The sequence below is a fragment of the Bradyrhizobium sp. genome, from assembly GCF_019242285.1.
Lineage (GTDB): Bacteria > Pseudomonadota > Alphaproteobacteria > Rhizobiales > Xanthobacteraceae > Bradyrhizobium.
In genome coordinates this window covers 1-24,466 of sequence record NZ_JAFAVV010000516.1, presented here as the reverse complement: position 1 = coordinate 24,466, position 24,466 = coordinate 1, and the positions used below count along the sequence as shown (strand labels likewise).

The window sequence follows — 24,466 nt, the reverse complement described above, 5'->3', positions numbered from 1 at the left end:
CGACGGCTTCCTCTCCTCCTACTGCAACACCATTCCGACCCAGGACGGCGGCACCCACGAATCCGGCATCCGCAGCGCGCTGTTGCGCGGCCTGAAGGACCACGCCGAGCGCGTCGGCCAGGGCAAGCGCGCCGCCAGCGTCACCTCCGAGGACGTGATGGCGGGCGCAGCCGTCATGCTCAGCGTGTTCGTGCGCGAGCCCGAATTTCAAGGCCAGACCAAGGACCGGCTCGCCACCGCCGAAGCGCAGCGCATCGTCGAGCAGGCCATCAAGGACCCGTTCGACCACTGGCTGTCCGGCAATCCTGCGCAGGCCAACAAGCTGCTGGATTTCGTCGTCGAGCGCGCCGAGGAGCGCATCCGCCGCCGGCAGGAGAAGGAGATCGCGCGCAAGACCGCGACCAAGAAGGCGCGGCTGCCGGGCAAGCTCGCCGACTGCACCGATACCGCAGCCGAAGGCTCCGAACTGTTCATCGTCGAGGGCGATTCGGCCGGCGGCAGCGCCAAGCAGGCGCGCGACCGCAAGACTCAGGCGATCCTGCCGCTGCGCGGCAAGATCCTCAACGTCGCCTCGGCCGGCAAGGACAAGCTGACGGCCAACGCGCAGCTCGCCGATCTCGTGCAGGCGGTCGGCTGCGGCACCGGAGCGCAATACCGGGAGGAGGATTTGCGCTACGCACGCATCATCCTCATGACCGACGCCGACGTCGACGGCGCCCACATCGCCTCGCTGCTGATCACCTTCTTCTACCGGCAGATGCCGCGGCTGATCGACGAGGGGCACCTCTATCTCGCGGTGCCGCCGCTCTATAAGCTCACCCACGGCAACAAGACGTTCTACGCGCGCGACGACGCCGACAGGGATCGGCTGCTGAAGTCCCAGTTCAACGCCAACGCCAAGGTCGACATCAGCCGCTTCAAGGGCCTCGGCGAGATGATGCCGGCGCAGCTCAAGGAAACCACGATGGATCCGGCCAGGCGCACGCTGCTCCGCGTGGTGCTGCTCGCCGACGATCGCGAAGGTACCGCCGATTCGGTCGAGCGGTTGATGGGTACCAAGGCGGAAGCGCGATTCGCCTTCATTTCCGATAAGGCGGAATTTGCCAGCGAGGATTTGCTGGACGTCTAGCCACCACCTTTGGGCGAAGACCGAAGCGCGGCAGGGAGTTTCACCCCTCCGCGCGGTATTATTTGTAAGATCAAGCCGTTAGATCAGGTGTGTCTGAATCGCCTCAGTGCCGCCTTTTCGGCTTACTGTGCCTGGCCTGCAACAGCATTTTAAGCGGGAAAGACTATAGTCCTCGGCATCGGGCATGGGGATTCTTTGCCTAACACCCTTTGTCGCGCGAGAGATCGCTGAACTTGAGGATTTTAGAGATGAAGAAGCTCCTTGCAGCTTTGGCCGTGGCGGCGGCGTTCACCGGATCGGCCTTTGCCGCCGACCTCCCTGCCCGTACCTACACCAAGGCGCCGGCGCCGATGGCCGCCGTCTACAACTGGACCGGTTTCTACGTCTTCGGCGGCGCCGGCGGCGGCCTCTGGGATGCGGATACGACCGTGGTCGACCGGTTGCGTGGCTGTGTCGCCGGGATTTCTCTCTGCGGCTTCAACCAGACTCAAGGTGGCAATGGGTGGTTCGGCACGGTGGGCGCCGGCTACGACTGGCAGTTCAGCGGCCGTTGGGTCGCTGGCATCTTCGGCGACGGCCAGTTCGGCAGCATCCGCGGCACCATTCAGGACCAGCAGCCGTTCTTTGCTGGGCGCGAGAACCTTCGGGATTCGTGGGCTGCGGGCATTCGCGTCGGCTATTTAGTGGCGCCGAACGTCCTGTCCTACGTGAACGCTGGTTACTCGGGCTCGAATTGGAGCGGAACCCAGATGTTTGATACGCGCACTGGGGCTCCGGTCGGCGTCCATACCGACAGCTTCAACCGCAATGGCTGGTTCATTGGTGGTGGTGTCGAGAACAATCTCGACATCTTCGGCATCACGGCCCCCGGCTGGTTCATGAAGACCGAATATCGCTCGGCCTTCTATGATACGAAACAGATCAACGAGCTCGTGAACGGCACCAACGTTCCCTTCGTCGGCTTCGCCGGAGGCACGGGTGATGCGATCACCTTCAAGCCGATGGTTCAGACCATCTCGACCTCGCTGGTCTATCGCTTCAACTGGACCGGCCCGGTGGTGGCGAAGTACTGATCCTTTCGCTTGCAAAGTTCTCTCGGAAAAGCCCCGGCGTCGCCCGGGGTTTTTTTGTTGTCCAAGGCTTTTTCGCAAGCAAGGTTTTCATACGCAAGGGCTCGTACGAGCGCTCGGCCTGCCTCATGGCTGCTTCGCGATTGCCGTCTTGAGCCGCTGATAGGCTCCGTGCAGCCGCGTCTCGATGGCTGACCAGTCCTGCTCCGTGATCGCAGCACTGCGCGCATCGCGGAAGGCCATGGCTTCCGCCCGTTCAATGCCGAACGCCATGATGTCGGGGTCGGCTTCCTGCCTGCCATAGGTCAGCGCCGCCACCGCTGCGACCGTCACGCCATAGGTCTGGGGACCGACCGACTCACGCCTGGCCTGCCACCAATCGAGCTCGCGGCCCGCAACCTCCCGCACGTCGAAAGACACCGGCGCGGCGGGTCGCAGCAGGTCGTAATAGGTCACGAGATCGGGGATCGCGGCTTCGGCCTCGTGCCGCGAATGCGTCGGCTGGAAGGTCTTGGCCGCCCGCGCCGCGGCCAGCGCGATCCTGATGCTCTGCAACGGCGAAAAGCCGAACTCGGTCCGCGACGATTCGGCGAGGTGATAGAACAACGCTGGATAATGCTTCTCGTAATAGTCGCGCCACATCGCCGTCTCCAGATGCGCCATCGCCGCCGGATCGAAGGCGCGCAGATCTGGCCGTCGCGGCCACCCGACATAGGCCGTGATGGCTGCCAGCAGGAGCATCGCTGTGAAAATGAGTTTCCGCTTCATGATCGGCTCACTGGCGTTGCAATTGACCAGAAGCTACGGTTGCAATCGGCAAAAGTTTTGAAACGAATCGACGTCTCGTCCCGACTGCTCCGCTACCGAAGCTCGCCCCTTTTCATTCGCGAGCGCCGGGATCGAAGCAGCAACTGGCCGGAACTTCGGATACGCCGCAGCGCGGGAGAAAACGATGCGTCGACTGCTTCTCATCGTCGGCTTGCTCGCGCTTGCCACCGGCCTGCTGTGGATCGGCCAGGGCACCGGCACCGTGGCCTGGCCGCGCACGAGCTTCATGATCAACCAGATCCAGTGGGCGGGATACGGCGCCGCGCTGGCCGCTGTCGGCCTGGTGCTGATCTGGCAGGCAACGCGCTAGCCGTGCGAGCCAGGGCCCGTCGGCACACGTCCTCCTGATTGCTTCGCCTACGCGGCCGCTTGGCCGCATCCGCGTTTCATGGTCAAAAGTCCGAGGGGGCCGGGTACCGGCCGCGGTCGAGTGATCCCAACAGCCGGCGCCAAAAATCACGGGAATGCAGCGATGAAAACCGAATTGTTCGATCTGAAAGGCCGAGTGGCGATCGTCACCGGCGGCAATGGCGGCATCGGGCTCGGCATCGCGCGCGGCCTCGCCGACGCCGGCGCCGATATCGCGGTCGTCGGCCGCAACGAGGAGAAATCGAAGGCGGCTGCCGCCGAGCTGGCCGGGCGCGGCGTGCGCGCGATCGCGGTCACGGCCGATGTCACGGCTAAGGAAGCGGTCGCCGGCATGGTGGACCAGGTCGCGCGCGAGCTGGGCCGCATCGACATTCTCGTCAACAACGCCGGCATCAACATCCGCAAGCCACCGCATGCGCTCGAAATCGAGGAATGGAGCAGCGTCATCGACACCAACCTCACCAGCGCTTTCCTCTGCTCCAGAGCGGTGCACCCGCTGATGAAGGCCGCCGGCGGCGGCAAGGTCATCAATATCGGCTCGATGATGTCGATCTTCGGTGCGAGCTTTGCGCCGGCCTACGCCGCCAGCAAGGGCGGCATCGTGCAGTTCACCCGTTCATGCGCCTGCGCCTGGGCGGCCGACAACATCCAGGCCAATGCGATCCTGCCGGGCTGGATCGATACCGACCTTACCAAACGTGCTCGCGTCGAGATCGGCGGCCTGCACGAGCGCGTGCTGGCACGGACCCCGGCGGCACGCTGGGGCGCCATCGACGACTTCGCGGGAATAGCCGTGTTTCTGGCCTCGAGCGCCTCCGCTTTCGTCACTGGGGCGGCGATTCCCGTGGACGGCGGCTATTCGATCATGAGCTGAGCGGCCCCCTCGCTTCAACCAGCAAACAAGAAAGCCCCGGACAACGCCGGGGCTTTCAAAGGCTCGGGAGAAATGTTCGGCTGAGCTCAGTAGTTGTGAGCTCAGTAGTCGTGAACTCAGTACTTGGCGACGACCGGGCCGCCAAAGTGATAGTTGAGTTTCACGCGCGCGATATGCTCGCGATCCTCGAATTTGACGGTGCTGGCGTTGAAGAAGAAGCCACCGGCCGGAGCCAGCGTAATCGTCGAACTGCCGAGATCGACGAAAAGGTATTCGGCGCCGATCGACCAGTTTCTGGCGAACATCCATTCGGCGCCAGCGCCGACAGTCCAGCCAAACTTCGTCCTGTCGTCGCTGCCAGTCCGGCAGGTTGTGGACGGTGCCGCCGGGCACGAATTGCCGGGAGCCAGCACTTCGGTTGCGGAATGCTTGACTTCGCCAACGGCGAGGCCGCCCGTCGCGTAGAGCAGCCAGCTTCCACCCGTCCAGCCAACCCGGCCGCGGAAGGTGCCGAGGGCATCCTGCTCCGACCGGAAATAGGCCGTATCCGTCGCCACGGAGCCCATTGGAGCGCCTGCCGCCGGATTGTTTCCGAACCGCACGAAACTATGCTGGATGAGCTGTTGCCATTGGCCGTCGGCCTCGAGACCGAAGACCCAGGCAGCCTGCTGCCAATTGTATCCGATTTGACCGCCGCCGATGACGCTGCTCGGCCGCGCACAATCCGTCGAGAGGTCGAACGGATTCGGACCGGCCAACGCCGGGAGGGCGACGCCAGCCGGTGCGCCACAGGTGGCGAAGCTGTTGCCAGCCGCGGTGAAAGGCATGGTGTAGGTGGTGCTGTTATCGCTCCACGCGCCGCCGACATTGGCGCCGATATAGAACCCGCTCCAGTTCCAGATTTCCGGCGGTGGCGCCTTGTAGGCTGGTGCCTTCGCCGCCAGGTCGGCCGCGGAGGCTGTGCCCACCCCCGCAACGCTCATTGAAATCACGAATCCGATTGCCCGCTTCCAACTCATAACAACCTCCACGGATTAAATACTGAACAACAAATAGCTGTGAAGTTGCCTGGAGTGCATCGAAAAAGGGGCTACGCCGCCCGAGCTCGACATGTTTCCCCGAAAGGGTTGTAACTATGCAACAAAACCCAAGTGAACGAGGCAACTAATTACCATCAGCGCCGAAAGCTCTTGATCTCGGACACGCTGCCGTCGCGGTACGTCAGCTCGACTGACACGAATTGAGTCGACGGCGAGAGCTTCAGATAAGGCGTCGCATTCGCCGGAATCGAATTGGGATCCTTGGGATCGCAGGGCGGCATGTTCAGGGTCTTGTCCGGTACCGTGGTGTCGATGCCGATGCGTGCCTCGCGGATCGCGCAGCGATTGGTCATCAGATGCGTGTAGTAGATCAGGAGGCCGTTGAATTCGCGGAATTGCAGCCAGCTCGTCGAGGTCATGTCGAGGATCTTGCGCTGATCGTGAATCAGCGCCGCCGTCGGATCGAACTTGATCGGGAACGGTCCCTGCATCTCGCCGGATATGTCGATGTAGCGGATTTCGATCGTCGATGCCGGCGCGTCCGCCGGCAGCTCGATCGACGGGTTGGGCAGGCGCTTGCGGGTGCGCGGGTCGAGCGTGTCCAGAAATCCGGTCTCGCGGAAGTCCCCGCTGCTCCCCATGCGCCAGGAAATGCCGAGCGTCGGATCGGCGATCGAGAACACCACCGTCCAGCCGCCATTGTGGCGCGAGAACATCGCGATCGGCGCATTGAGGGATTCGCTCGGCGGCGGCTTCTGCACTGGCGGCAGCGCCGCAACCTGCTGCGGCGGTGCCGCGGGCTTGTTCAATTGCTTGATGTCCGGTTGACCGGCTGCCTTGCCGTTCAGGAAGACGTCGTCGACCATCTGGTCGAAATAGACCGGAAACTGCTTGTGGTTGACGGTCTCGGCGAGCTCGCTGACGAGCTTTCGCGTGTGCTGCGCGACCTGCACGAGGTTCTCGCCGGGTTGCAGCAGCTCCTTGGAGAAGGTGCGCGTGAACACCGAATTGGGATTGAGATCATTGTTCGAAAGCCGGTCCAGCGCGGTCTGTCGCGGACCGGCCGAGAACACGGAAAACACGCCTTCCGGCAGTTGCGTCATCGGCGCCAGCCCGCCGCTGCCGGCCACCGCGCGCGTGCCCGCCCGCTCGAACGGATTGTTGCGACAGGCATCGAAGACCAGGATGGAGGTGCGCGCCTGCTTGTTCTGCAGGCGCTCGATGACGCGGTCCGCAAGCACCGACGCATCGCGCACCAGCTCCTCCTGCCCTTCGCCGGCCGCCGGCACGTCGGTTGGCAGCAGATAGTTCTGGCCGGCGATCTCGAAGCCGTGTCCGGCATAGAAGAAGAACGCCGTATCCCCCGGCTCGATCGCGCTGTCGAAGGCCAGCAACGCCTGGCTGAACTGCTGCCGGCTCAGGTTCTCCGCGACCATCACGTTGAAGCCGAGCTGCTTCAGCGTATCGCCCATGGTGCGGGCATCGTTGACCGCCTTCTGCAGCTTCGGCACGTTCTTGTAGTCATTGTTGCCGACGACGAGCGCGACGCGTTTATCGGCGTGCGCAGGCGCGGCCAGCATGGTCAGGCTCACCGCCAATGCACCGACCAGCCGAGCCCTGGCGGGCAGCCAATTCCTCATCCCCATCATATCCCTGCCTGGAAAAGCCTGACTCATGGTCGGCGACGCGATGTTACCGGTTCAACCGGGCAATCGATGCCGGCCGAACCACACTCTCAACACGGGTGCGGCAAAGTTAAGGGCAAAGGCCCACAGCGCCAAATTCGGACGGACGAAGCTGAGCGCGATGGCGAGCACCGAGCTCAGCATCAACAACAGGGCGGAGGCCTGTCGCCGCGCCAGATGATCGCCCTGTTCGAGATCGGGCGTGACGAAGACCAGGCGGACGCCGACCAGCGAGATCAGCAAGGTGTTTCCCGCATAGAGCCAGACGGTCGGCGCGAGACTGGCAAAACGGCCGACCAGGATGGTCGTGAACGGCACACAGGTGATGAGGAGCAGATAGAGCAGCCACCAATTGACGTATTCCCGGTTGACGTACTCTGCCTTGCTGCGAAGCTCGAGATTGGCGATCCAGCGCAGCCCCAGCACCCCGAAGCTCAGCGCGTAGGGCAGGAATTTCGGCCAGAGACCGGCAACCTGCTCGAGCAGCTCAGCGCCGTCACGGGGATGGAAGTCATCAGGCAGCCGCAGGTCCAGAACCAACAGTGTCATGGCGACGGCAAAAATACCGTCGCTCAGAGCATCGAGGCGCGCCTTCGAGAACATGTCGTTGCCCCCAAGACAATGGTCCGGAGAGCCAACCTTAAAGGTATTCGTGCTGCGCGAGAGAGCGAATTCTGAAGCCCGTCGGTGGACGGCTCCGTCGGGCGGCGCATTTGCGAGCCTCGATGCACCCTCCGCATTTGACCGGGAAGTGACAAAACAGCCCGTTATTCATGCGAAAACATTAAGGTTTTTCGGCCGATATGACCGTTCCCAGATTGACTTTGGCCATTTCGCCCCTATGTTCGCGTCAAAGCGGAATCGGATCGAACGCAATTGCGAGTAGATCAGCCGCTGGCCGGCGTCCCTCACCCGCCCCCCGAGCTTCATTAAGCGCGCCGTTTCGGGGCTCGACGCGACCGCCTTTTACCTTCGATTCCGAACGGCGGTGTCGAATAGAGGCTCAATGTCTTTTTCTCATCTCGGACTATCCGACAAGGTTCTGGCCGCTGTGGCGGCCACCGGTTACACGACCCCCACCCCCATCCAGGATCAGGCCATTCCCCACGTCCTCGCACGTCGGGACGTCCTGGGGATCGCACAGACGGGCACCGGCAAGACCGCTGCCTTCGTGCTCCCCATGCTGACGCTTCTGGAAAAGGGCCGGGCACGGGCCCGTATGCCGCGCACCCTCATCCTCGAGCCGACGCGAGAGCTCGCCGCACAGGTGAAGGAAAACTTCGACCGCTACGGCGCCGGCCAGAAACTGAACGTCGCGCTCCTGATCGGCGGCGTCTCCTTCGGCGACCAGGACTCCAAATTGACGCGCGGCGTCGATGTCCTGATCGCAACTCCAGGCCGCCTGCTCGACCATACCGAGCGCGGCGGCCTCCTGCTCACCGGCGTCGAGCTCCTGGTGATCGACGAAGCCGACCGCATGCTCGACATGGGCTTCATCCCCGACATCGAACGGATCTGCAAGCTCGTTCCCTTCACCCGGCAGACGCTGTTCTTCACCGCGACCATGCCGCCGGAAATCCGCCGCGTCACCGAGGCCTTCCTGCACAATCCGGTCCGCGTCGAAGTGTCCAAGCCCGCGACCGCCGCGGTCACCGTGACGCAATCGCACGTGCCGGCCGGCCGCGAGCCGCATCAGAAGCGCGAGGTGCTGCGCCGCCTGCTGCGCGACGCCAAGGATCTCAAGAACGCGATCATCTTCTGCAACCGCAAGCGTGAGGTCGCGGTGCTGCACAAGTCGCTGCAGAAGCACGGGTTCAGCGTCGGCGCCCTGCACGGCGACATGGACCAGCCGGCGCGCATGGCCGCGCTCGATCAATTCCGCAAAGGCGAGCTGCCGCTGCTGGTCGCATCCGACGTCGCGGCCCGCGGCCTCGACATTCCCGAGGTCAGCCACGTCTTCAATTTCGATGTGCCGCATCATCCCGACGATTACGTCCACCGGATCGGACGGACCGGCCGCGCCGGCCGGGCCGGCACGGCCGTCTCGATCGTCAGCCCCCCCGACCAGAAATCGCTCGCCGCCGTCGAGAAGCTGATCGGCCAGAACATTCCGCGCGCCGAGGGCAACTACGAAGTCGCGGCCGAGGACGAATCGGAAGCACCGCGTGCGTCGCGCTCCCGCAGGGGAGGCCGTACCAAGCCGCAACGCGAGCGTGAACCCCGACACCGCGAGCGCGAGCCCCGACGCACCAGCGCCGGCCGCCACAATGGCTCGCAGCCGCAGGCCGCGGCGCCTCGGGCCGCCACTCATGCCGAACCCCCGCGCCGTGCGCCGCGCGAAGCCGAGCAGGAGCCGGCCGATCATTCGCATCTTCCGGCCTTCCTGCTGCGACCGGTGCGCGCGCGCGTCTGACACCTGGGCGCGATCTTCACCGAGGAGTTTCGCGCTCGCCGTGAAAGTGGCCCCGACGCCACCATTCCGGGCTACACCCTGAAGACGACCGAGGTCGCCTAACGTCAAGTCGCCTAGACGAGCGCTTGCGAAATTGGAATCATATCAGCCCCCTCGTGGGAACCTCATCCTGAGGAGCATCGCGCAAGCGATGCGTCTCGAAGGATGCCCAGGGCGACGGCCGTGCAAGTGGCCATCCTTCGAGACGCAAGTCTTCGCCCTGAGGGCGAAGACTTGCTCCTCAGGATGAGGTCGGAGAGCTTGGAGACGATATGGATTTCATGGAATCGTTCGTCTAACGCCGCCGGGCCGGGCCGCGCGCGCGTGAGCTGCCGGCCTTCCAGGCCGTTTTCGCGGCCTTCCGTTTGACCGGCTTCTTGGCGTGCTTGGCGTTGGCTTTTCGCGCCTTCGATCGACCCTGCGCCGCGGCTTGTTTGGCCGGCTTGCGCTTCTTCAGCGCCGCACGCTGCGCCGCGCCGAGCGCCGCTCTCGCCCACTGGCTCAGCTCTTCGGAATCGTCGAACAGCCGCGCCGGCAATTGCCAGTAGGAGTTGACCGTCACGCTTCTCGTGCTGGTCTGATACTGGAAAGGCTTCGAGCCCTCGGCCTCGAATTGCGGAATGGTCTGCTCATCGGCCCGGAAATAAAGTCCGGCGCGCAATGCCATTGCGAAATTGACGCCGTCGACGGAAATGCCGAAGCCGGAAAACATCGGGCGGATGGTGACGGGACCGAAATCTGAGAACAGATCGGCGAGGAAGTCGCGGTCCATGCGCCCGCGCTCGCCGCTCAGACTTCCGCCGGCCGGAGCTGCACCGACTCGCCGCAGCCGCAGGCCGAGATCTGGTTCGGGTTGTTGAACACGAACTGCGCCTGCATCTTGTCGGCCTTGTAGTCCATCTCGGTGCCGAGCAGGAACAGCACAGCCTTGGGGTCGATCAGGATCTTGACGCCCTTGTCCTCGACCACCTCGTCGGTTGGGCGGATGTCGTGGGCATATTCGACCGTGTAGGACTGGCCGGCGCAGCCGCCGTTCTTGACGCCGACGCGCAGGCCGACGATCTCGGAATCGGCGCGCCTGGTCAATTCCTGAACCCGCTGCGCCGCAGCGTCGGTCAGGCGCATGACCTGCGGACGGGGCCGTTTCGGCCTGGGGGCGGATGCTTGCGGAGCTTGCGTCATGTCATTCATCTGGTCGATCCCGGCGGCAAATCAAGGCCGCCCCTCGCTTGCTTGCCCTCGTTTCCCAACGTCTCGCAGCCTCACCACATGTTGAGCACGAGGCGCGCCTCGTCGCTCATCCGCTCCGGCGACCACATCGGCTCCCAGACCACGTTGACGCTGACCACGCCGACGCCGGGGACGCTGGCCACCGCATTCTCCACCATGGTCGGCAATTCGCCGGCCGCTGGGCAGTTCGGCGTCGTCAGGGTCATCGCGACGTCGACCGAGCGGTCGTCCTTGATGTCGACCTTGTAGATCAGGCCGAGTTCATAGATGTCGGCCGGAATCTCCGGATCGAACACCGTCTTCAGCGCGGCGATGATCTCGGTCGTCAGCCGCTCGGTCTCTTCTGGCGGCAGCGCCGACTGGGTCTCCATGGGGCTGGTCTTGACTTCGGCCGTATCGGTCATGCGAACAGTTCCCGTGCCTTGATCAGCGCCTGCGCCAGATGGTCGACTTCGTCCCGCGTATTATACATGCCGAAGGAGGCCCGGCAGGTCGCGGTGACGTTGAATCGCTCTAGCAGCGGCATTACGCAGTGCGTGCCGGCGCGCACCGCGATGCCCTGCCGGTCGATTACGGTCGCGACGTCGTGGGGATGGGCGCCCTTCATCTCGAACGAGATGATCGGTCCCTTGCCTTTCGCGGAGCCGATCACGCGCAGCGAGTTGATCTCGCGCAGGCGATCCTCGGCATAGGTCAGAAGATCGTGCTCATGGGCGGCAATCCGCGCCTTGCCGATCGAATTGACATAGTCGATGGCCGCGCCGAGCCCGATCGCCTGCACGATCGGCGGCGTGCCGGCCTCGAACTTGTGCGGCGGATCGCCGTAGGTGATCCAGTCCTGCGCCACCTCGCGGATCATCTCGCCGCCGCCATTATAGGGGCGCATTGCCACCAGGTGCTCGTGCTTGGCGTAGAGCACGCCGATCCCGGTCGGGCCGTACAGCTTGTGGCCGGTAAAAGCGTAGAAATCGCAATCGATGTCCTGGACGTCGGCGTCGAGATGCACCGCGCCCTGCGCGCCGTCGACCAGCACCTTGATGCCGCGGGCGTGCGCAATCCGGACGACCTCCTTGACCGGCACGGGCGTGCCGAGCGCGTTCGACATCTGCGTGATCGCGACCAGCTTCGTGCGCGGCGAAAGCAGCTTTTCGAATTCCTCGATCAGGAAATTGCCTTCATCGTCGACCGGCGCCCATTTGATCACCGCGCCGTGGCGCTCCCTGAGGAAATGCCAGGGCACGATGTTGGAGTGATGCTCCATGATCGAGATCACGATCTCGTCGCCGGCCTTGATGTTCGGCTCGCCCCAGGATGACGCCACGAGGTTGATCGCCTCGGTGACGTTGCGGGTGAAGACGATCTCCTCGCTGCGTCGCGCGTTGAGGAATTTCGCCACCTTGGCGCGGGCGCCTTCATAGGCCTCGGTCGCCGCGTTGGCGAGATAATGCAGACCCCGGTGCACATTGGCATATTCGGTCGTATAGGCCTGCATCAGGCGGTCGAGCACCGCCTTCGGCTTCTGGGCCGACGCGGCGTTGTCGAAATAGACCAGCGGCTTGCCATAGACCTGCATCGCGAGCGCGGGGAAATCCTCGCGCACGCGCGCCACGTCATAGGAGCCATTCGCGACGGCCGGATGCTCACTCATACACGCGCCTCCAGCCAGTTTTCCGCGGCGGCCATCACGGCCTCGCGCAGCCCGTCGTCGGCGATCGCCTCGATCGCTTCGCCGACGAACGCCTGGATCAGCAGCGCCTGCGCCGCCTTCTCGGGCAGGCCCCGCGCCCGCAAATAGAATAAGAGATCGTCATCGAGCGCGCCCGATGTCGCGCCGTGGCCGCAGCTGACGTCGTCGGCGAAGATCTCCAGCTCCGGCTTGTTGTCGGCCTCGGCCTCGTCGGACAGCAGAAGCGCGCGGGTCATCATCTTGCCGTCGGTCTTCTGCGCGTCCGGACGCACGATGATGCGACCCTGGAACACCGAATGGGCGCGATCGTCGACCACCGCGCGGAACACTTCCCGGCTCGTGCAGTTCGGCACCGCGTGATCAACCACCAGCGTGGTGTCGCCGTGCTGCGTTCCCTTGAGCAGGTTGACGCCGTTGACAGCCAGCTCGGAGCCCTGGCCGGCGAGCGTGATGAAGCCTTGCAGGCGGCTTACCGCTCCGCCACTGGTCATGTTGACCAGGTTGAGCTTCGCCTTGGCGCCGACCGATAAGATCTGCGACGTGATGTTGATGGCGTCATCGGCATCGGCGACCAGCCGGACCTGGGACAGCTCAGCCCCGTCGCCGACGGTGATGACGAGCGCGTCATTGGCCTGATAGGCCCTGGCGCCGTCGGCTGCGACGAAGCTTTCGACCAGGGTGGCGCGTGCGCCCTTGCCCACTGTGAACTGTGAGCGGGTGAAACTGGATGCCGACCCGGCGGTCGCGACATGGACGATGTGCAGCGGACGGGCGAGCGCCGCGCCGTCGGCAATGCCGACGACGACGCCATCGGTGGCCATCGCCGCATTGAGCGAGATCATCGCATCTGTGGCGCTTACGGTCAGCAGGTCGGCGGCAGCCTGGCTGCCGGCGTCTTCAAGCACCTCGCGCAGGGCCTGGACACTTACGCCCGCCTCCAGCCCGGCAAGGTCGGAAAATTCGGGCACGAAGATGCCGTCCACCAGCACGAGCCTGGCCGCGTCCCTGATCGCAAGCCGCGCCAGCGCCGCCTTCGCCCGCGCCAGCGCCGTTGTGTCCGGCCGCGGCGCCAACCCCTTGACCTCGCGCATCAGCGCGCGCAGGTCGGTGTATTTCCATTCCTCAATCCGCCGATGCGGCAGGCCGGCGCGCTCAAAGGCCTCAAAGGCCTGCTGCCTGGTATCGGCGACCTTGCCCTTGCCGGGCAGCCGGTCGCGCGCCGCTGCAAACAGATTGCTCACCGCACGTCCGGTCTCGGTTCTTGCCAAAGCAACGTTCATCACAAAACCCGCATTCGTCAGGCGGCATCCTCGAACTGCGCATAGCCGGACGCTTCCAGCGCCAGCGCCAGCTCCTTGTCCCCGCTCTTCACGACCCGCCCCCGCGACATCACATGGACGAAGTCGGGTACGATGTAGTTCAGAAGCCGCTGGTAGTGGGTGATGACGACCATCGCCCGCTCCGGCGAGCGCAGTGCATTGACGCCGTCGGCGGCGATCCGCAGCGCATCGATGTCGAGGCCCGAGTCCATCTCGTCGAGGATGCACAGGCTCGGCTCGAACAGCGCCATCTGCAAGATCTCGTTGCGCTTCTTCTCACCGCCGGAAAAGCCGACATTGACGCCGCGCTTGAGCATGTCCTGCGGGATGTTCAGCGATTTTGCCACCTCGCGCACCTTCCTGAGGAAGTCCGGTGTCGAGAACTCGCTCTCGCCACGCGCCTTGCGCTGTGCGTTCAGCGCCGTGCGCAGGAAGTTCATGGTGGCGACGCCGGCGATTTCGACAGGGTACTGGAACGCCAGGAACACGCCCTTGGCGGCGCGCTCGTCCGGTGCCATCGCCAGCAGGTCCTCGCCCTTGAACAGGATTTCGCCGCCGGTCACTTCATAGCCCGGCTTGCCGGCGATGACGTGAGAAAGCGTCGACTTGCCGGAGCCGTTCGGCCCCATGATCGCGTGAACCTCGCCCTGGTTCACTGTAAGAGTCAGGCCGTGGAGGATCTCCCGATCCTCGACACGAACCTGCAGGTCTTTCACTTCGAGTAATGCCATCATCTTCTTCCGTTGGCCGCCGGGCGGCCCCGCTCTTGAGTTAGCCGACCGAGCCTTCCAGCGAGATCGAGATCAGCTTCTGCGCCTCGACCGCGAACTCCATCGGCAGTTGCTGCAGCACATCTTTCACAAAACCGTTGACGACGAGGCCGACCGCCTCCTCCTGGGAGAGGCCGCGCTGGACGCAGTAGAACAGCACGTCCTCGGAGATTTTCGAGGTCGTCGCCTCGTGCTCGAAGGTCGCCGACGCGTTCTTCGCCTCGATATAGGGCACGGTGTGCGCGCCGCATTTGTCGCCGATCAGGAGCGAGTCGCAGGCGGTGAAGTTGCGCGCGCCGGTGGCCTTGCGATGCGCGGTGACGAGCCCGCGATAGGTGTTCTGCGATCTGCCCGCCGCGATGCCCTTCGAGATGATCCGGCTGGTGGTGTTCTTGCCGAGATGCAGCATCTTGGTGCCGCTGTCGACCTGCTGGAAACCGTTCGAGATCGCGATCGAGTAGAACTCGCCGCGGGAATTGTCGCCGCGCAGGATGCAGCTCGGGTATTTCCAGGTGATCGCCGATCCCGTCTCGACCTGGGTCCAGGAGATCTTGGAATTCCGGCCGCGACAGTCACCGCGCTTGGTGACGAAATTGTAGATGCCACCCTTGCCTTCCGAATTGCCGGGGTACCAGTTCTGCACCGTCGAATACTTGATCTCGGCGTCGTCGAGCGCGACCAGCTCGACCACGGCGGCATGAAGCTGGTTCTCGTCGCGCTGCGGCGCGGTGCAGCCCTCGAGATAGCTGACATAGGAGCCCTTGTCGGCAATGATCAGCGTGCGCTCGAACTGGCCGGTGTTGCGCTCGTTGATGCGGAAATAGGTCGACAATTCCATCGGGCAGCGCACGCCCTCCGGCACGTAGACGAACGAGCCGTCCGAAAATACCGCCGAGTTCAGGGTGGCGAAGAAATTGTCCGAGGTCGGCACCACCGAGCCGAGATACTTCTTCACCAGCTCCGGATGCTCGCGGATTGCCTCCGAGATCGGCATGAAGATCACGCCAGCCTTCTTCAATTCGGCCTTGAAGGTGGTCGCGACCGACACCGAATCGAACACCGCGTCGACCGCGATCCGGCTGCGCTCGGGCGCAGCCTCCCCGTCCGGCGACACCACGCCTTCCAGCACGGCGACCTCGCGCAGGGGAATGCCGAGCTTCTCGTAGGTCTTCAGGATTTCCGGATCGATCTCGTCGAGGGACGCAACCTGCTTCTTCGGCTTCGGCGCGGCGTAATAATAGAGGTCCTGGTAGTCGATCTTCGGGTAGTCGACGCGCGCCCAGGTCGGCTCGGTCATGGTGAGCCAGCGGCGGAAGGCCTCGAGCCTCCACTCCAGCATCCAGGCAGGTTCGTTCTTTTTCGCCGAGATGAAGCGGACGGTGTCCTCGGACAGGCCCTTCGGGGCCTTGTCGGATTCGATCAGCGTCTCGAATCCATAACGATATTGATCGACGTCGATCCGGCGCACCCGGTCGACCGTCTCCTGTACGGCTGGCATTCCATCCTCCGCTCGCGGTTTCAAGGACCGCGGTGGATTGTTCCGGGCGACTATTACAGGCTTTCCCGGAGGAAATCACCTGCTTAGAACAGTTCAAGCACTGTTTCGTCGCTCCCCCTTAATTAGGTGAGCGACCAGCTTTCGCCAAGCCTCCAGACAACGATCGATGTCTGTCTCCGACGTAAGCCAGCCCAGACTGAGCCGCACGGCGCCCTGGGCGAGTTCCGGGCCATGGCCCATGGCCTGAAGGACGTGGGACGGCTGCACCTTGCCGGAGGAGCAGGCGGAGCCCGAGGACACGGCCACCCCTTCGAGATCGAAGCCGATCACGGCGGTTTCGGCCCGCAACCCGGGAACGGTGAACAGGGTGGTATTCGGCAGCCGGGCAACATCGTCGGAAAATACCATGACACCGGGCGTTTCCTTCAATCCATTCTCCAGCCGGCTCCGCAGGGCCGCCATACACGCGGCATCAGCCTCGACGGCGCGCATCGCCGCGCCGACTGCCGCCCCAAAGCCGGCGATCCCGGTAATGTTCTCGGTCCCGGCCCGCCGGCCGCGCTCCTGACCGCCGCCCCGCAACAGCGGTTCGACAGTCTCGATATCTTCGGCCAGGACCAGCGCGCCGATCCCCTTGGGGCCGCCGATCTTGTGTCCTGAAACGGCAACAAGATCGGCTTTTATCGCATTGATATCAAACGGCATTTTTCCAAACGACTGGACCGCGTCGACATGCAGGAGGCCTCCAGCCTGGTGGACGAGCTCGGCGGCCTCGGCCAACGGCTGCAAGGCTCCGGTCTCGTTATTGGCGGCCATGATCGATACCAGGGCGGGCGGACCTGCGGCGAGCAGGTCACGGAGGTGGTCGAGGTCCACGACGCCCGAAGGCGTGACCCTGATCCGGCCGATCGCCGCCACCGAGAACCGGCCGCCCGCAAGCGCCGAGACATGCTCGATCGCCGAGACCAGCAGCCGCTCGACCGGCCGTCCGCCGGCACGATGCACGCCGGGCACGAGCGCCAGCGCGTTGGCCTCGGTTCCGCCCGAGGTGAAGACGACATTGCGCGCGAGAGCGCCCATTGCCGCGGCGACGGTGCTGCGCGCATCCTCGAGCAGCCGGCGGGCGCGGCGGCCTTCGGCGTGGACCGAGGATGGATTGCCCGGAATCTCCCACGCCGCCGCCATCGCCGCCCGGGCTTCGGGACGCAGCGGCGTGGTCGCGTTCCAGTCGAGATAGATCCGGTCACTCATCGCGTAATATGTTACCCTGGCCTGTTGGCGGCGCGAGAGCGGCCATCGGACCTGACGCGCCCCCTCGCTGCGCAACTGGCGATGCTTGTGCCGACCGCCAAGTGGCAATCGTAACACCTTGAAGCCATTGCCGGATGTTCAAGATGCTTGCTTTTTGCCCCGCCGCCCATGTTAGAACCCGCGGCGAGTTCACCAAGCGGCGTTTGCGCCTCGCGGCAATCCCCATCCATGCGCCACTTTGTCATCTTGTCCGCCGAGGACCGATGAAGCCAGCACCAACCACCTGGTTGATGTCCAAGAGAGGCCGCAACGGGGCAACGCGTCAAGGCAAGCGCCGGGAAGACATGCCAGAGAGCAGCCTAGGAATCACTGATGCCTGAAGTCATTTTCACCGGCCCGGCGGGCCGTCTCGAGGGCCGCTATCATCCCGCAAAGCAGAAGAACGCGCCGATCGCGATGATCCTGCATCCGCATCCGCAGTTCCACGGCACGATGAATCACCAGATCGTCTATCAGTGCTACTACGCCTTCGCCCACCGCGGATTCTCGGTGCTGCGCTTCAATTTCCGCGGCGTCGGCCGCAGCCAGGGCTCGTTCGACCACGGCACCGGCGAATTGTCGGACGCCGCCTCCGCGCTCGACTGGGCGCAGACCATCAATCCGGAAGCGCGCGCCTGCTGGGTCGCCGGCTTCTCGTTCGGTGCCTGGATCGGCATGCAGCTCCTGATGCGGCGGCCCGAGGTCGAAGGCTTCATCTCGATCGCGCCGCCCGCCAATCTCTACGACTTCTCCTTCCTCGCGCCCTGCCCCTCCTCGGGCCTGATCGTGCATGGCGAAAAGGATGCGGTGGTGCCGCCGAAGGACGTCAACACGCTGGTCGAGAAATTGAAGACGCAGAAGGGCATCGTGATCGACCAGCAGGTCATCCCCGGTGCGAATCATTTCTTCGACGGCAAGCTCGAGCCGCTGATGGAGACGATCACCGCCTATCTCGACATGCGGCTCGCCAACGTGCGCTGAGCCGCATGATCCGGAAAAGTGGGGACCGGTTTTCCGATCAGATCATGCGCAAGAAGTAGAGAATCATGGGCTCGTTCGTCGCACTGCTGCGGGCCGTCAATGTCGGCGGCACCGGCAAGTTGCCGATGAGCGACCTCAAGGCGATCTGCGAGGAGATCGGCTTCAGTGACGTGCGAACCTACATCGCCAGCGGCAACGTGGTGTTCAAGAGCCGCAAGTCCGAAGCCGCGATCAAGGCCGCGCTGGAAAAGGCGCTCGCGTCCTATGCAGGCAAGCCGGTCGGCGTGCTGGTCCGCAGCGCCGCCGAGATGGCGCAGGTTTCGGCCGACAATCCGTTTCCGAAGCTCGCCCCCAATCGCACCATAGCCGTCTTCCTCGACCACGCGCCGCCGGCGGATGCGCTCTCCGCCGTCCGCGGCCGGAAGGACGAGCAGATCCGCCTCGGCAAGCGCGAGCTCTACATCCACTATGGCGAGGGCATGGCCAAGTCGAAACTGATCGTTCCCGCCGCCAAGGCCGGCACCGCGCGCAACATGAACACGGTGGCGGTGCTGGCGAAGATGGCGGCCGAAGCCTGACCGCCTACGCCGCCGCCCTCGCCTGCAGCCGCGACAGATAGGAGCCGCGACGTTCCAGGAAATCGCGCAAGAGGGCCGGATAGTCGGCACCGACCGCCGAGCGCACCGACGACCGCGCCGCCAGCGCCTCGCGCCAGCGCGCAAGCTTCGGCTTGCCGGCCAGGATCCCGAAGTCGCCGATCGTATCGAATACGTCGAAATAGCGGAACACGGGGCCGAACACCGCATCCACCAGCGAAAAGCCGGCACCGTCGAACCAGGGCGCGGCCATGCTCCGCGCCTCCAGCCGGGCAAAGCGCGCTTCGAGCTGCGCGGCCTTAGCCTTGAAGACAGCCTCGTCGGGCGCCGCGTAGAGCCCGGCGATGTCATTGAGGACGGCCGAGCCGAACTCGATCCAGGCGCGATGCTCGGCGCGGCGCAGCGCGTCCGCCGGATGCAGCGGCTTGTCCCGCGTCTCCTCCAGATATTCCAGGATGACCGCCGATTCGAACACCGCGGTATCGCCGACCAGCAGCACCGGGGTCTTGCCAAGCGGCGACAGCCTCACGAACCAGTCGGGCTTGTGGGCGAGGTCGATGTCGATGCGCTCGAAGCTCGCGCCCTTCTCGGTGAGCGCGATCACCGCGCGTTGCACATAGGGACAGAGCTTGTGACTGACCAGCTTGAGGCATTCGCCCATGGCGCACCGTCGGGTTCATGCAGTTGCATCAAGTTAAATGCACTTGCATGAAACTGTCAAGGCCGCGCGATCAGCCCCCCGGTCATCGGCATCGGCACCCCGGTCGTGGCGGGGTAGCTGAGCGGCAGGCCCTTGAGGCCGCGCGCGGCGAGGAAACCGAAGGCCTGGGCCTCGATCGCATCCGCCGACCAGCCGAGCGACGCGGCCGCCTCGACATGCGACGGTTCGAGCCGCTCGCGCAGCATCCGCATCATGGTGTGGTTGCGGGCGCCGCCGCCGGCCACGATCCAGCTCCTCGGCGCCTTCGGCAGCAGCGGCACGATCCGTGCGATCGACGCCGCGGTGAACGCGGTCAGGGTCGCCGCGCCGTCGGCAGGCGACACGTCATCGAGCTTGAGCTGCGCGAAATCGTTGCGGTCGAGCGATTTCGGCGGCGGCAGCGCAAAGAACGGCAGTGCGAGCCCGCGGGCGATCCATGCTTCATCGACGCTGCCCTGCGCCGCGAGCCGTCCCTCGCAGTCGAAGGACTGGTGCAGGACGCGGAACATGTAGTCGTCCAGCAGCGCGTTGCCAGGACCGGTGTCGCAGGCGATCAGCACGTCGGTGCCGTCGATATAGGTGATGTTGGAGACGCCGCCGATGTTGACCACGACGATCGGCCCCTCGCGCTCGAGCGACTGCGCCAGCGCGCGATGATAGACCGGGACGAAGGGCGCGCCCTGCCCGCCGGCCGCGACGTCGGCGGCACGGAAGTCGTGCATGACGGGAATGTGGATCGCCTTCGCGAGCGCCGCGGCATCGCCGATCTGCACCGTCAGCCGTCGCTCGGGGCGATGCAGCACGGTCTGGCCATGGAAGCCGACGATGTCGACGTCCTCGCTCCTGATGCCATTATGCGCGGCGAAGGCGGCCACCGCTTCCGCGTGCGCGAGCGTGACCGCGCGCTCGGCCTCCGCCAGCGCGCCGGGCCTCGCCTCGCGCTCGCCGAGATAGACGGCCTCCGCCAGCGCCCGGCGCAGCAGGCTGCGCTCCTTGTCGTTATAGGGCCGATAGCCGGTCGGTCCGAACGCCTGGATCCGTTTGCCATCGGTCTCGACCAAGGCGACATCGACCCCGTCGAGCGAGGTGCCGCTCATCAGACCGATCGTCGTCAACATCATCGCGATATGCCCTCGGAACGCTCAATCCGGGGAAGCGCGGTCCCGCTTCGGTTCCAATCAGCTTGTGCCAGGCCGCCGCATCTTATAATGCCACAGCGCACATGGAAGCGGCAGCCTTCTGCTACGGGTTCCCGCAATTTGTTGCAACTACCGTAAAACATCGATGACAAGGCTCGCCGTCAAATGACCGCCTTTAAGTCAGATTTTCTGAATGTGCTGCAAGAGCGCGGCTTCATTCACCAATGCTCCGATTTCGAGGGCCTCGACGCGCTGGCGGCCAAGGGTCAGGCGATCGCCTATGTCGGCTACGACTGTACCGCGCCATCGCTGCATATCGGCAACTTCCTGACCATGATGATGCTTTACTGGCTGCAGCAGAGCGGCAACAAGCCGATCACCCTGATGGGCGGCGGCACCACCATGGTCGGCGATCCTTCCGGCAAGGACGAGACGCGGGCGCTGCGCTCGATCGAGGAGATCGAAGCCAACAAGGCCAGCATTCGCGGCGTGTTCGCCAAGGTGCTGCGCTTCGGCGACGGCGCCAGCGACGCCATCATGCTCGACAACGCGGAATGGCTGACCAAATTGAACTGGATCGAGATGCTGCGCGACATCGGCCGGCACTTCTCGGTCAACCGCATGCTGACGATGGATTCGGTCAGGCTCCGGCTCGAGCGCGAGCAGGAGATGAGCTTCATCGAGTTCAACTACATGGTCTGCCAGGCCTACGACTTCGTCGAGCTGGCGCGGCGCACCGGATGCCGGCTGCAGATGGGCGGCTCGGACCAATGGGGCAACATCGTCAACGGCGTCGAGCTCGGCCGCCGCATGGGCACACAGCAATTGTTCGCGCTGACCACGCCGCTTCTGACCACTTCCTCCGGCGCCAAGATGGGCAAGACCGCGCAGGGCGCGATCTGGCTCAATGCCGACCAGTGCAGCCCCTACGAGTTCTGGCAATACTGGCGCAACACCGAGGACGCCGACGTCGCGCGATTCCTGAAGCTGTTCACGATCCTGCCGACGGCCGAGATCGACGAGCTCGCAGCGCTCCAAGGCGCCGAGATCAACGAGGCCAAGAAGGCGCTCGCCGATGCCGCGACCACGCTGCTGCATGGCGCGGATGCGGCACGACAAGCGGCGGAAACCGCGCGCAAGACCTTCGAGGAAGGCGCGATCGCGGAGAACCTGCCGACGGTCGAAACCTCCGATGCCGAGCTCGAGGGCGGCGTCGGCGTGCTGACGGCTTTCGTCAAGGCAGGACTCGTCGCCTCCAACGGCGAGGCGCGGCGCCAGATCAAGGGCGGCGGCCTGCGGGTCAACGACGTTCCCGTGACCGACGACAAGATGACGTTGACGCCAGCCGACCTGACGGACGCCGGCGTGATCAAATTGTCGCTGGGCAGGAAGCGGCACGTCCTGCTCAAGCCTGCATAGCCGTATTCGCCGGGCGCGCTTGCGCTTTGCAGCGAAAGCGCGCTCCCTCCTCCCATGGATCAGACGACCCTGCGGAAGGAAGCCGCCGCTGCGCCGCGGACGGATACGGAGCGCACCGCGCTCTTCGTGCTCGCCTTGTGCTTTGCGCTGTCGGTGCTCGGCCGCGGCTTGAGCGAAACCTTCACGGTCTTCCTCAAGCCGATCTCGCAGGATTTTGGCTGGGACCGCGCGGAGGTGGTCTCGGTCTATTCGCTGGCCTGGCTCGCCAGCGGCCTTACCGCGCCACTGGTCGGCCGCGTCTTCGACCGATCGGGTCCGCGCGCGGTCTATTCGTCCGGGATTTTCCTGCTGGGCGCGGCGTTCCTGATCGCCTGCTATGCCGAGAGGCTCTGGCAATTCCAGCTCTCGATCGGTCTCTGTGTCGGTTTCGGTGCCGCGCTGATCGGCAACGTTCCCAATTCCATCCTGCTCGGGCGCTGGTTCGGGCCGCGGCTGCCGACCGCGATGGCCGTGGTCTATTCGGCGATGGGCGGGGGCGTCCTGTTATTGTTGCCAGCCTCGCAGCTCCTGATCGACCGTGTCGGCTGGCGCGGCACCTACCTGCTGTTCGGTGTCGCCGTGAGCGCGCTGCTGTTGCCGGTGTTGTTGCTGCCATGGCGCCGTTTCGGCGCCGGCGCGCCGCATGTCGTGAAGAAGGTCGACGACGAGGTCGTCGATCAGGGCTGGACGCTCATGAGCGCTGTGCGCCACCACGCCTTCTGGGCGCTGTTCTCGACCTTCTTCTTCACCGCGGTCGCCATGTACGCGCTGTCGGCCCAGATCGTGGCCTACCTGATCGATGCCGGTTTCCCGCCGCTGCAGGCCGCGACCGCCTGGGGCTTTTCCGGCGTCGTGCTGCTGTTCGGCATGCTCGGCGTCTCGGCGCTGGACGGTCTGATCGGCAGGCGGCCCTCGATCCTGATCAGCTACACGATCTCGATCGTCGGCATCGTGCTGCTGTGGCTGATCCAGTTCTATCCGAGCTACTGGCTCCTGACCGGCTTCGTCGTCACCTTCGGCAGCATGATCGGCTCGCGCGGCCCCCTGATCAGCGCCACCGCGATCAAGATCTTCCGTGGCGAGCGCCTCGGTACCATCTTCGGCACGATCTCGATCGGCAGCGGGCTCGGATCGGCGCTGGGCTCATGGAGCGGTGGCCTGCTGCACGACTTCACCCACAGCTACCATCCGCTGATCGTGTTCTCGCTGATCAATGTCGTGCTCGGAATGCTGCCGTTCCTGGTGGTGCCGGCGCTGCGGCGCTGAGCGCCGTGTGGGAACGACCTAGCAATATAGACGCGGATGATTCCATGCAGACCTCAATGTGGTGCGCGGCATCTTGCGGCAGGCAGAAGAGCGGAATGCTCTGAAACCCGTTTCAGTGATGGGCCCTTCAACGAACTTGAATACCAACAGGAAAAAGGAAGATTGCAGCTTCCGGAATTCAGCAGAGTTTTCGCCGATCTAAGTAACCGTCAAAGACAGGACCATCGATGAGACGACGTCTGCTGAAGCGGCGAAGCACAAAATCGTAGGTCGTCGTAGTATCGCCGCCTATTGGAGTGGGTGACGGGCCACAGCATCACAGCACCAAGGCGAAGCAATGGTACCCATCTTCATCGGCCCTGGCGCGCCAGTTACATTTGCGCTGCGGCCGCCACGTGCCGCCGTTCTTCGCCTAAGGGGATGGCCTTCCCCTCACGCAGCCTTCCTTCGGCTCGGCCGGATCAACACTTCCGCAGAGATCCCAAGCCGTTCGTGCAGTCGGCGGATCATCGTGATTGACAGTCCGCGCTTTCGATTGAGAACCTCGGCGATCCACACGTGCCGATGATCTCTTCCAGGTCCCTCCGCGTGAGCCCTTGCTGCTCCATGCGGAACTTGATGGCCTCGACCGGGTCGGGCGGGTCCATCGGATAGTGCTCAACCTCGTACGCATCGATCAGGGTCGCGAGCACGTCCAGCCGATCACCCTCCGGCGTACCCGCCTTCGTGCCCCAGAGCCGCTCGACCTCCTTGAGTGCGGCCTCGTAATCGCGCGTCGTCCGGATCGGCTTTATCTCAGTCGCCGCCATGTCGAACCTCTCTTACATCGATCTTGTCGTAGTCTCGGTGCGTGCCGATCCATTCGATCCACACGATGTTCTTCTCCAAATCGACGGCGACGACCAGCCGATAGTCGTTCCCCTTAATGTTGAACACGATCCGGTCCGCCGAGACGATGCTGGCACTAGCATAGCTGCGCTTTACATCAGCCGTGGTCGACCACTGCGCCTTTTTGACTTCATCAAACCAGGCATCCAAGGCTGCCTTCAGCGCGGCATGGTCCTTGTGCCCTCTTCGAAACTCGA

Annotated in this window: 24 protein-coding genes and 1 pseudogene; 9 read left to right on the top strand and 16 right to left on the bottom strand. The window is 64.4% G+C overall.

The genetic code is table 11. From position 1 onward, the window contains the following. The coding region (locus JOY90_RS20435) for a toprim domain-containing protein (RefSeq protein WP_291692912.1) at window positions 1-1,129 on the top strand (1,129 nt) is incomplete at its 5' end. Between the two features lie 248 nt (window positions 1,130-1,377). Next, complete coding sequence (locus JOY90_RS20430) at window positions 1,378-2,202, top strand: porin family protein (protein WP_291692915.1); 825 nt, start codon at window positions 1,378-1,380, stop codon at window positions 2,200-2,202. Window positions 2,203-2,325: 123 nt separating this feature from the next. Here JOY90_RS20430 and JOY90_RS20425 read toward each other — a convergent pair whose 3' ends face one another. Then, complete coding sequence (locus tag JOY90_RS20425) at window positions 2,326-2,967, bottom strand: hypothetical protein (protein WP_291692911.1); 642 nt, start codon at window positions 2,965-2,967, stop codon at window positions 2,326-2,328. Between the two features lie 184 nt (window positions 2,968-3,151). Between JOY90_RS20425 and JOY90_RS20420 the strand changes: the two genes are divergently transcribed. Then, window positions 3,152-3,337: a hypothetical protein gene (locus JOY90_RS20420; RefSeq protein ID WP_291692910.1), complete on the top strand. Its 186-nt coding sequence runs from the start codon at window positions 3,152-3,154 to the stop codon at window positions 3,335-3,337. 162 nt (window positions 3,338-3,499) lie between these two features. Continuing rightward, window positions 3,500-4,270 (top strand): SDR family oxidoreductase, encoded by a 771-nt coding sequence (locus JOY90_RS20415; RefSeq protein ID WP_291692909.1) that lies wholly within the window; start codon window positions 3,500-3,502, stop codon window positions 4,268-4,270. A 116-nt stretch (window positions 4,271-4,386) separates the two neighbouring features. Here the strand turns inward: JOY90_RS20415 and JOY90_RS20410 are convergent, their stop codons facing one another. From JOY90_RS20410 to JOY90_RS20400, 3 genes are all read right to left on the bottom strand, one after another. After that, entirely contained in the window at window positions 4,387-5,289 is a 903-nt protein-coding gene (locus JOY90_RS20410; protein ID WP_291692908.1) for an outer membrane beta-barrel protein, read from the bottom strand. Between the two features lie 155 nt (window positions 5,290-5,444). After that, on the bottom strand, window positions 5,445-6,890 hold the full coding sequence (locus JOY90_RS20405; protein WP_291692914.1) for a caspase family protein: 1,446 nt from the start codon (window positions 6,888-6,890) through the stop codon (window positions 5,445-5,447). A gap of 120 nt (window positions 6,891-7,010) precedes the next feature. Further along, window positions 7,011-7,598, bottom strand: a complete 588-nt coding sequence (locus JOY90_RS20400) for a TMEM175 family protein (RefSeq protein WP_291692907.1) — start codon at window positions 7,596-7,598, stop codon at window positions 7,011-7,013. A gap of 403 nt (window positions 7,599-8,001) precedes the next feature. Between JOY90_RS20400 and JOY90_RS20395 the strand changes: the two genes are divergently transcribed. Further along, entirely contained in the window at window positions 8,002-9,408 is a 1,407-nt protein-coding gene (locus tag JOY90_RS20395; protein ID WP_291692906.1) for a DEAD/DEAH box helicase, read from the top strand. Between the two features lie 334 nt (window positions 9,409-9,742). Here JOY90_RS20395 and JOY90_RS20390 read toward each other — a convergent pair whose 3' ends face one another. The 8 genes from JOY90_RS20390 to JOY90_RS20355 all read right to left on the bottom strand — a co-directional run bounded on the left by JOY90_RS20390 (window position 9,743) and on the right by JOY90_RS20355 (window position 17,202). Continuing rightward, a complete protein-coding gene (locus JOY90_RS20390; protein ID WP_291692905.1) occupies window positions 9,743-10,219 on the bottom strand; it encodes a TfoX/Sxy family protein in 477 nt (158 codons plus the stop codon). 17 nt (window positions 10,220-10,236) lie between these two features. After that, the gene (locus JOY90_RS20385; protein WP_291692913.1) at window positions 10,237-10,629 is read right to left on the bottom strand and encodes an iron-sulfur cluster assembly accessory protein; all 393 of its coding nucleotides are present in this window, start codon (window positions 10,627-10,629) and stop codon (window positions 10,237-10,239) included. A gap of 80 nt (window positions 10,630-10,709) precedes the next feature. After that, window positions 10,710-11,081, bottom strand: coding sequence for an SUF system Fe-S cluster assembly protein (locus tag JOY90_RS20380; RefSeq protein ID WP_291692904.1), 372 nt, complete (start codon window positions 11,079-11,081; stop codon window positions 10,710-10,712). Continuing rightward, the gene (locus tag JOY90_RS20375; RefSeq protein ID WP_291692903.1) at window positions 11,078-12,325 is read right to left on the bottom strand and encodes a cysteine desulfurase; all 1,248 of its coding nucleotides are present in this window, start codon (window positions 12,323-12,325) and stop codon (window positions 11,078-11,080) included. The genes JOY90_RS20380 and JOY90_RS20375 overlap by 4 nt, the downstream gene beginning before the upstream one ends. Further along, window positions 12,322-13,644, bottom strand: a complete 1,323-nt coding sequence (sufD, locus tag JOY90_RS20370; protein ID WP_291692902.1) for a Fe-S cluster assembly protein SufD — start codon at window positions 13,642-13,644, stop codon at window positions 12,322-12,324. Before sufD ends, JOY90_RS20375 begins: the two co-directional genes overlap by 4 nt. Before the next feature lie 17 nt (window positions 13,645-13,661). Then, the gene (sufC, locus tag JOY90_RS20365) at window positions 13,662-14,414 is read right to left on the bottom strand and encodes a Fe-S cluster assembly ATPase SufC (RefSeq protein ID WP_291692901.1); all 753 of its coding nucleotides are present in this window, start codon (window positions 14,412-14,414) and stop codon (window positions 13,662-13,664) included. A gap of 40 nt (window positions 14,415-14,454) precedes the next feature. Further along, complete coding sequence (gene sufB, locus JOY90_RS20360) at window positions 14,455-15,951, bottom strand: Fe-S cluster assembly protein SufB (RefSeq protein ID WP_291692900.1); 1,497 nt, start codon at window positions 15,949-15,951, stop codon at window positions 14,455-14,457. A 93-nt stretch (window positions 15,952-16,044) separates the two neighbouring features. Then, window positions 16,045-17,202, bottom strand: a complete 1,158-nt coding sequence (locus tag JOY90_RS20355) for a cysteine desulfurase family protein (protein ID WP_291692899.1) — start codon at window positions 17,200-17,202, stop codon at window positions 16,045-16,047. 372 nt (window positions 17,203-17,574) lie between these two features. Here JOY90_RS20355 and JOY90_RS20350 point away from each other — a divergent pair, with 372 nt between their 5' ends. Both JOY90_RS20350 and JOY90_RS20345 read left to right on the top strand, forming a co-directional pair. Beyond that, entirely contained in the window at window positions 17,575-18,222 is a 648-nt protein-coding gene (locus JOY90_RS20350; RefSeq protein ID WP_291692898.1) for an alpha/beta hydrolase, read from the top strand. A 65-nt stretch (window positions 18,223-18,287) separates the two neighbouring features. Further along, a complete protein-coding gene (locus JOY90_RS20345; protein ID WP_291692897.1) occupies window positions 18,288-18,800 on the top strand; it encodes a DUF1697 domain-containing protein in 513 nt (170 codons plus the stop codon). Between the two features lie 4 nt (window positions 18,801-18,804). Here JOY90_RS20345 and JOY90_RS20340 read toward each other — a convergent pair whose 3' ends face one another. Together JOY90_RS20340 and JOY90_RS20335 are read right to left on the bottom strand one after the other, a co-directional pair. Beyond that, window positions 18,805-19,479 carry a glutathione S-transferase family protein gene (locus tag JOY90_RS20340; RefSeq protein ID WP_291692896.1) on the bottom strand — a complete coding sequence of 225 codons (675 nt, stop codon included), beginning with the start codon at window positions 19,477-19,479 and terminating at the stop codon, window positions 18,805-18,807. 56 nt (window positions 19,480-19,535) lie between these two features. Next, window positions 19,536-20,639 (bottom strand): anhydro-N-acetylmuramic acid kinase, encoded by a 1,104-nt coding sequence (locus JOY90_RS20335; RefSeq protein WP_291692895.1) that lies wholly within the window; start codon window positions 20,637-20,639, stop codon window positions 19,536-19,538. A 183-nt stretch (window positions 20,640-20,822) separates the two neighbouring features. On the opposite strand from JOY90_RS20335, the gene tyrS reads away from it, so the two are divergent. Together tyrS and JOY90_RS20325 are read left to right on the top strand one after the other, a co-directional pair. Then, on the top strand, window positions 20,823-22,076 hold the full coding sequence (tyrS, locus tag JOY90_RS20330) for a tyrosine--tRNA ligase (protein WP_291692894.1): 1,254 nt from the start codon (window positions 20,823-20,825) through the stop codon (window positions 22,074-22,076). 54 nt (window positions 22,077-22,130) lie between these two features. Continuing rightward, complete coding sequence (locus JOY90_RS20325) at window positions 22,131-23,381, top strand: MFS transporter (RefSeq protein WP_291692893.1); 1,251 nt, start codon at window positions 22,131-22,133, stop codon at window positions 23,379-23,381. A 432-nt stretch (window positions 23,382-23,813) separates the two neighbouring features. Here the strand turns inward: JOY90_RS20325 and JOY90_RS20320 are convergent. Continuing rightward, window positions 23,814-24,190, bottom strand: a pseudogene (locus JOY90_RS20320) (type II toxin-antitoxin system HigA family antitoxin). Further along, window positions 24,177-24,431, bottom strand: a complete 255-nt coding sequence (locus JOY90_RS20315; protein ID WP_367276972.1) for a type II toxin-antitoxin system HigB family toxin — start codon at window positions 24,429-24,431, stop codon at window positions 24,177-24,179. Before JOY90_RS20315 ends, JOY90_RS20320 begins: the two are co-directional and overlap by 14 nt. Window positions 24,432-24,466 lie beyond the last annotated feature (35 nt).

Excerpts from the sequence above, each read along its gene's own strand:
- sufB (WP_291692900.1), bottom strand. The coding sequence starts at position 15,951 with ATGCCAGCCGTACAGGAGACGGTCGACCGGGTGCGCCGGATCGACGTC.
- JOY90_RS20400 (WP_291692907.1), bottom strand. The coding sequence starts at position 7,598 with ATGTTCTCGAAGGCGCGCCTCGATGCTCTGAGCGACGGTATTTTTGCC.
- JOY90_RS20405 (WP_291692914.1), bottom strand. The coding sequence starts at position 6,890 with ATGCTGGCCGCGCCTGCGCACGCCGATAAACGCGTCGCGCTCGTCGTC.
- JOY90_RS20375 (WP_291692903.1), bottom strand. The coding sequence starts at position 12,325 with ATGAGTGAGCATCCGGCCGTCGCGAATGGCTCCTATGACGTGGCGCGC.
- sufC (WP_291692901.1), bottom strand. The coding sequence starts at position 14,414 with ATGGCATTACTCGAAGTGAAAGACCTGCAGGTTCGTGTCGAGGATCGG.
- JOY90_RS20350 (WP_291692898.1), top strand. The coding sequence starts at position 17,575 with ATGCCTGAAGTCATTTTCACCGGCCCGGCGGGCCGTCTCGAGGGCCGC.
- JOY90_RS20430 (WP_291692915.1), top strand. The coding sequence starts at position 1,378 with ATGAAGAAGCTCCTTGCAGCTTTGGCCGTGGCGGCGGCGTTCACCGGA.
- JOY90_RS20335 (WP_291692895.1), bottom strand. The coding sequence starts at position 20,639 with ATGATGTTGACGACGATCGGTCTGATGAGCGGCACCTCGCTCGACGGG.
- JOY90_RS20325 (WP_291692893.1), top strand. The coding sequence starts at position 22,131 with ATGGATCAGACGACCCTGCGGAAGGAAGCCGCCGCTGCGCCGCGGACG.
- tyrS (WP_291692894.1), top strand. The coding sequence starts at position 20,823 with ATGACCGCCTTTAAGTCAGATTTTCTGAATGTGCTGCAAGAGCGCGGC.
- JOY90_RS20415 (WP_291692909.1), top strand. The coding sequence starts at position 3,500 with ATGAAAACCGAATTGTTCGATCTGAAAGGCCGAGTGGCGATCGTCACC.
- JOY90_RS20380 (WP_291692904.1), bottom strand. The coding sequence starts at position 11,081 with ATGACCGATACGGCCGAAGTCAAGACCAGCCCCATGGAGACCCAGTCG.
- JOY90_RS20345 (WP_291692897.1), top strand. The coding sequence starts at position 18,288 with ATGGGCTCGTTCGTCGCACTGCTGCGGGCCGTCAATGTCGGCGGCACC.
- JOY90_RS20420 (WP_291692910.1), top strand. The coding sequence starts at position 3,152 with ATGCGTCGACTGCTTCTCATCGTCGGCTTGCTCGCGCTTGCCACCGGC.
- JOY90_RS20410 (WP_291692908.1), bottom strand. The coding sequence starts at position 5,289 with ATGAGTTGGAAGCGGGCAATCGGATTCGTGATTTCAATGAGCGTTGCG.
- JOY90_RS20355 (WP_291692899.1), bottom strand. The coding sequence starts at position 17,202 with ATGAGTGACCGGATCTATCTCGACTGGAACGCGACCACGCCGCTGCGT.
- JOY90_RS20385 (WP_291692913.1), bottom strand. The coding sequence starts at position 10,629 with ATGACGCAAGCTCCGCAAGCATCCGCCCCCAGGCCGAAACGGCCCCGT.
- JOY90_RS20425 (WP_291692911.1), bottom strand. The coding sequence starts at position 2,967 with ATGAAGCGGAAACTCATTTTCACAGCGATGCTCCTGCTGGCAGCCATC.
- JOY90_RS20395 (WP_291692906.1), top strand. The coding sequence starts at position 8,002 with ATGTCTTTTTCTCATCTCGGACTATCCGACAAGGTTCTGGCCGCTGTG.
- JOY90_RS20390 (WP_291692905.1), bottom strand. The coding sequence starts at position 10,219 with ATGGACCGCGACTTCCTCGCCGATCTGTTCTCAGATTTCGGTCCCGTC.
- sufD (WP_291692902.1), bottom strand. The coding sequence starts at position 13,644 with ATGAACGTTGCTTTGGCAAGAACCGAGACCGGACGTGCGGTGAGCAAT.
- JOY90_RS20340 (WP_291692896.1), bottom strand. The coding sequence starts at position 19,479 with ATGGGCGAATGCCTCAAGCTGGTCAGTCACAAGCTCTGTCCCTATGTG.